The following is a 1,598-nucleotide window of genomic DNA, read 5'->3' as shown; positions in this document are numbered from 1 at the left end:
TCGTCGTCGCCGACGTCTCCGAGGCCGGCGCCGCGGAGACCGTCGACCTGGTGACCCGGCGGCACGGGCCCGGGCGCGCGGTGGCCGCGGTCGTCGACGTCGCCGACGAGGCCGCCGTCGCCGCCCTCGCCGAGCGGGTCGCGGCCGAGCACGGGGTGCCCGACCTCGTCGTCAACAACGCCGGGATCGCCGTCGCCGGATCGTTCACCGACACCACGGCGCAGGAGTGGCAGCGGATCGTCGACGTGAACCTGTGGGGCGTCGTGCACGGCTGCCGGCACTTCGGCGCGCTGCTCGCCGCGCACGGCGAGGGCGGCACGATCGTCAACACCGCCTCGGCGGCGGCGTACCTCCCGTCGCGCTCGCTGCCGGCCTACGCCACGACCAAGGCGGCGGTGCTGATGCTGTCGCAGTGCCTGCGCGCCGAGCTGGCGGGCGCCGGGGTGGGGGTCACCGCGCTGTGCCCCGGGTTCGTCGACACCCCGATCACCGGGGCGACCCGCTTCGCCGGTACCGACGACGCCACCCAGGCCGTCCGCCGCCGCGACGCCGCGGCCGCCTACACCCGGCGCGGGTACACCCCGCAGCGCGTCGCCGCCCGGCTGGTCCGCGCCGTCGAGCGGGACCTGCCGATCGCCCCGGTCACCGCCGAGGCGCACGTCGGGCTGCTCGCGTCCCGGCTGTCCCCCGGCCTCGTCCGCGCGCTCGCCCGCGTCGACGGCACCCGCTGAGTACGAGAGGAGCGTCCACGATGACCGCCGACCCGACCGAGGACCGGATCGCACTCCAGGCCCGCGACGTCCGTTTCGACTTCACCGAGCTGCGGACCGACTGGATCCCCGGCGAGCCGTTCGCCTCGCACCTGATCGACGTGCTGCACCTGCTGCTGCCCGAGGGCGAGCGCTGGTTCGTGGACGTCTTCTCCCGCGCGCTACCGATGGTCCGTGACGAGGCGCTGGCCGAGGACGTGCGCGGGTTCATCGGCCAGGAGGCCGTGCACGCGACCTCGCACCAGGGCGCGCTGGACCACCTCGTCGAGGCGGGCGTCGACGTGACCCGCTTCGTCGAGCAGGTCGAGTGGATCTTCAAGGAACTGCTCGGCGACCGCGGTCTGACCGGCGACGCGGCCCGGGAGTGGCTGGTGGAGCGGGTCGGGCTGATCGCGGCGATCGAGCACTTCACCGCCGTCCTGGGCTCCTGGATCCTCGACTCCGCCGCGCTGGACGCGGCCGGGGCCGACCCGCACATGCTGGACATGCTGCGCTGGCACGGCGCCGAGGAGGTCGAGCACCGCAACGTCGCGCACGACCTCTACACCCACCTCGACGGCCGCTGGCTGCGCCGGATCCGGGCGATGGCGGTGGCGGGCCCGGCGCTGGCGAAGCTGTGGGTCGACGGCACCCGGCACCTGTGCGCCCGCGACCCGCACCTGCGCGGGACACCGCAGCGCCGGGCCCGGCTGCGCGACTACCTGCGGGACTCCCGGCGCGGGCTGGTGCCCGGGCCGTGGCTGTTCGCCCGCGCCGTCCTGACCTACCTGAGCCCGCGGTTCCACCCGGCCGCGCACGGCGACACCGACGCCGCGGTGGCCTACCTCG

2 protein-coding genes are annotated in these 1,598 nt (G+C 75.7%); both read left to right on the top strand.

Going from position 1 to position 1,598, the window contains the following annotated elements; genetic code table 11:
- A partial coding sequence (locus tag GTW08_RS07695) for an SDR family NAD(P)-dependent oxidoreductase (protein WP_161151672.1) occupies positions 1 to 731 on the top strand: 731 nt, incomplete at its 5' end.
- Positions 732 to 751: 20 nt separating this feature from the next.
- Positions 752 to 1,598: metal-dependent hydrolase (locus GTW08_RS07690; protein ID WP_161151671.1), on the top strand; the 847-nt coding region annotated here is incomplete at its 3' end.

The sequence above is a fragment of the Pseudonocardia sp. SID8383 genome (genome assembly GCF_009864975.1).
In the GTDB taxonomy this organism is placed as follows: Bacteria; Actinomycetota; Actinomycetes; order Mycobacteriales; family Pseudonocardiaceae; genus Pseudonocardia; species Pseudonocardia alni.
Note: the sequence above shows the minus strand (reverse complement) of the source record. Positions and strands in the feature narration are given on the sequence as shown.